The sequence below is a fragment of the Cupriavidus sp. 05N40 genome (assembly GCF_056397305.1).
Genome location: NZ_JBFTND010000351.1, coordinates 1 through 4311, shown reverse-complemented (window position 1 = coordinate 4311; position 4311 = coordinate 1). Strand labels below are relative to the sequence as shown.

Annotated in this window: 2 protein-coding genes; both read right to left on the bottom strand. The window is 69.6% G+C overall.

What is annotated here, in order from left to right; all coding sequences use genetic code 11:
• Nucleotides 1-3951 (bottom strand): alpha-2-macroglobulin family protein (locus AC1DO7_RS39825; protein ID WP_477117454.1); only part of this gene is annotated, 3951 nt, incomplete at its 3' end.
• Nucleotides 3952-3971: 20 nt separating this feature from the next.
• Nucleotides 3972-4311, bottom strand: a 340-nt coding sequence (locus tag AC1DO7_RS39820) for a DUF1175 family protein (protein ID WP_477117453.1), incomplete at its 5' end; no start/stop codon positions are given.

Below are 4311 nucleotides of genomic sequence, written 5' to 3'. Positions count from 1 at the left end.
GACCAGCGTCACCGCGCGGTCGATGGTCGGGCTGGCGGCGCCGGCGCGCGACAGCAGCGCCTGCACATCCGAAGCGGCGGCACCCTTGCCGGACATCAGCAGCAGACTCTGCACCAGTGGCGAAGGATCGGCGGCAAGCGCCTGGCGCGCGGCGTCGGCCGCGCCCGCCAGCCCCTCCGGCATGGGCTGCCCGATCTGCTTGTAGAGCTGCGCGGCGAGCACGGTGGCTACGCGGCGGCCCTGCGCCGAATCCGGCGCGGCGAATACCAGGCTGTCGCCAGCGGCCACGGCGGCGCCCGCATCGCTGCCGGGCCGGCCCAGCTCGGCGGCCACGCCACTGAGCTGCGTCGCCACCGGCAAGCCCATCTCGTTGATGAACCACAGCGCCAGCGTACGGTGCAGCAGCGGCTCCTTCATGGCCTGCTTGTAGGCCTCCAGCGTGCGCTTCCAGTGATCTGGCGGCAGGCTGATGCCGACCGCGCGCGTGGCCAGCCAGTCGGCGTAGTACGCGTAGGCGGTCAGCAGCGCGCTGTTGCCCAGGGTATCGCCCCACCAGCCGAACTGGCCGTTGACGCCGGCCAGCAGCGCCAGGCGCTGGCGCTGGGTGCGCAACAGCGCATCCAGGCCCTGGGTGTCGCCGCCGGTGCTGGCGCCGCTGGCGGCGAGACTGCGTTGCGCCAGCGCCAGCGGAATCAGGCGGCTGGCGGTCTGCTCGGTGCAGCCGTAGGGATAGGCCAGCAGGTCGTCGGCCACGCGCGCGAAGTGGCTGGCGGCGCTGTCGACGAAACGCAGGCGCACGTCCTGCGCGTCGGCCGGCAGCTTGAGCACGGCACTGGCGCCCGCCAGCGGCAGCGTCAGCTCGCGCTGCGACAGCCAGCCGGTGGGCTCCACGGCCAGCGCGGCCTGCAGACGGTCCACGGTCTTGCCCTGGAGCTTGATCTCGGCGTTGACCACGCCGCTCTGCAGCGCGCCCTGGGCCACGGGCAGGCGCACGTAGTTGGCACCGCGCTTGAGCGTGACGCTCTGGTTGACATTGAGTCCGGCGCCCATCACCACCAGGTCGGCGGCGACGTCCTGCTCGCCCTGGTTGAAAGCGACCATGTCGATGCGCGGCGCGTCCTCGGCGCGATAGCGCTGCGGCCCCGTCCACTTGAGGTAGAGGCTCTTGTCCGAGCGGATGCTGGCGGTGCGCTGGCCGACCATGCCGTCGCTGGCCATGGCGCGCACGGTGATGCGCCAGCGGGTCAGGGAGTCAGGCATGGTGAAGCTCATGCGCGCGCGCCCGTCCGCGCCGGTACGCAGGTTTGCCTCCCAGGCGGCCGTGTCCTTGTCGTCGCGGCGCGGGCGCTCCAGCACCTTCACCCCGCGCTCGTTATAGCGGCCCCGCTCCGGGCCGCCGGCGCCCGGCTGGCCCGAGGTGGCCAGGTCGTAGCCGATGAAGTTCRGGCTCGAGGTGGTACGCACGCTGTTGCGCCGCGGATGGTAGAAGAAGTCCACGATGCTCGGGGCGATCTCGGGCTGCAGCACGTAGACCATCTCGTCGACCACGCTGACCGTCAGGTTGGCCGGCACCGGCTTGCCGTTGAAGGCGCTGCCCAGGTCCAGCGTGACGGTGTCGCCGGGCGCGTAGACCGCCTTGTCGCTCTTCACCGCCAGCTCGATGGCCGGCTGCAGCACGGCGATGCCGGCGTTCTGGAACACGTAGTCGCCGTCCTTCACGTACAGCACGGAGAACGTCATGTTCGGGCTGAAATCGTTGCCGACCTTGATGCGGGCGCGCCACTGCTTGTCCGTGATCTTCTCCAGCGAGAGCCAGTCGCCGCCCTTCGACAGCAGCCCGCGGCGCTCGACGCGGTCGCGCTCCAGCGTGAGCAGCGCGTCTTCCACCGCCAGCGGGAACGTCACCAGCGCTTCGGCGGTATCGCCGATGCGGTAGCGGTCGCGGTCGAACACGATCTCGATATTGCCGGGCACGGTCTGCAGGCCATCGCCCGCCACCCAGTGGCTGGCCGCGGCCAGCAGGTTGCCGGCGCCGTCCTTGACGGACAGCGTGTACGAGCCCGGCTGGTCGAACCTGACCGGAAAGGACACGGCACCAATGGCGCCCGCATCCAGCCTGCCTTCGGTGCGCGTGCGCGATTCCAGCCGCACCAGCTCCCACCTGGCGGGCGCGCGGGCCGGGGCCTGCGCGGTGGCGTCCAGCGCCTGCAGCCAGAAGGTCACGCTCTGGCCGGCGTTGGTGAAATTGGCCGGCGCGGTCAGCTTGTAGGGCGTGGCGCCGCGCGCGATCAACAGTTCGCGCGTGACCTTGACGCGGTAGGCCGCGCCGTCGTTGGCGAATACCGTGACCACGTAGCGGCTCGGGTCCTTGGCCGCCGGCAGCGCGAGTGCGGCGTTGCCGCTGCCGTCGGTGGTCAGTTCCTGCTGCTCCAGCTTGAGCGGGAACAGCCCGGCGTATTGCAGCTCGCCTTCCACCATGGTGACCTGCTGCGCGCGCAGGCTGACGGACAACCTGGCGTCCTTGACGGGCTTGCCATCCGGGTAGCGCAGCTCGATCTTGCCCTTGACGGCCTCGCCGGTGGCGTAGTCCGCCTTGTCCAGCGCGAGGTTCACGTCGAAGTGCGGCTTGATGTATTCGGCCACGCGGAAGGCGCCGCCGTAGGTATTGCCGCCATAGTCGAAGCGCAGCGTGTAGCCGCCCGCCAGCGCGTTGGCCGGCAGCGTGAAGCGCGCGTCGGCGCCGTTGTCCGCATTCAGCGCGGTGCCGAGCGCGGCCAGCGGTGCGCCATTGGGATCCAGCACGTCGAGCCTGATGTCGCCGGCGGCGGCGGGCGCCGACTCGGTGGCGCTGCGGAAATTGCGGCCGATGAACTTGACGCGCACCTCATCGCCCGGGCGGTACAGCGGCCGGTCGGTGAAGGCGTACAGCTTGGTGTTGTAGATCTCGCTGTCGTAGTAGAAATTTTCCGAGATAAAGGCGCCGCCGGCCGGGTCCACGCCCAGCAGGTAGCTGCGCTCGGGGCTGGTGTGGGCCAGTTCTGCCGCGCCATCGGCGCCGGTGCTGGCGCTCTGCAGCACGCCCAGGCCGTCGGTCCAGGCCAGGCTGGCGCCCGCTACCGGCCGCCCGCTCTTGCGGTTCGCGGCCCACGCCAGCATGCCGTTGGCAGTGCTCTTGGTGATGGCCACGGTATCGGAGACGAACAGCAGCGTGTGCGCGCGGTAGGTGCCGATGATGCCCTCGACGATATACAGCCCCGGCCTGAGCTTGCCCAGCGGCACCATCACATTGCCGGCGTCGCGCGGCAGGAATTCGCTGCTGCTGCCTTCGAGCTTCACGTCCCTGGGCGGTGCGATCTCCCTGGCGTCCCAGATCGGATAGCGGAAGCGCTCCACCAGGTCGTAGCCCTTGAGTGGCTCGTACTGCGGGTTGTTCTCGAAACGGGTGGGCTGGGCAATCTGGTCCCCCATGCTGAATTGCGGCGCATCCTCCACCGCCTTGCTGCGTGCGGCGAGCGACAACACGCGCTGCCAGGCGCGGCGCGCCTGCTTGTACCAGCTATCCCACAGGTAGGACAGCGTATTGGCCAGCCCTTCGCCACGGTAGCTGGCCTTGACGTCGATGCGATGCAGGTTCTTCTGTCCCTTGAGGAAGGCGACCGGATCGGCCACCCGGTAGACCAGGATGTCCGCGCCGCCGTATCGCTGCAGCTCGCTCTTGTACTCGCGCCCCGGCGCTTCGAGGCGCACCTGCGCGGTCTGGTCGCTGCCGAAGCTGGCGTCCGACAACAGGAAGAAGGGCTGGCCCTGGAACGCGGCGTAGCCGCTGGACGGCACCGTGTCGAGCGTGGCGCCTGGCCGCTGGTCGGCGCCGGCAGCGTGGGTCCAGGCCAGCAGTGCAAGCGCCAGCAGCATGCGGGTGGTCACGGAACGCAGAAGCGCGCGGGCGCGCATCATGACGACAGGCATCGTCTTTACCTCGACAAAAAGGCGAAACGGAATACGCCGATGAAATTGGGGTTGCCGTCGTGCGGCTGCCAGCGCGAATCGTTCCATTGCATCAGGCGGGAAAGGGAGACGGCGCGCAGGCCGTTATCGCTACGGGTCACGGTGCCGGTGTGATAGGCCAGGTACTGACCCATCCAGATCATCAGGTGCTGTTCGTCGCCCTGGTCGTAGAAGAGCAGGTCGCCGGGCTGCGCCAGGTTGACGTTGCGCGCGACAAAGCGGCTATTGCCCTGCACCAGCGCCAGGGCCGACGCATAGGCGCCGGTGCTGCCGTCGGCGCGGGTCCAGCGCTGGCCGAGCGTGCGC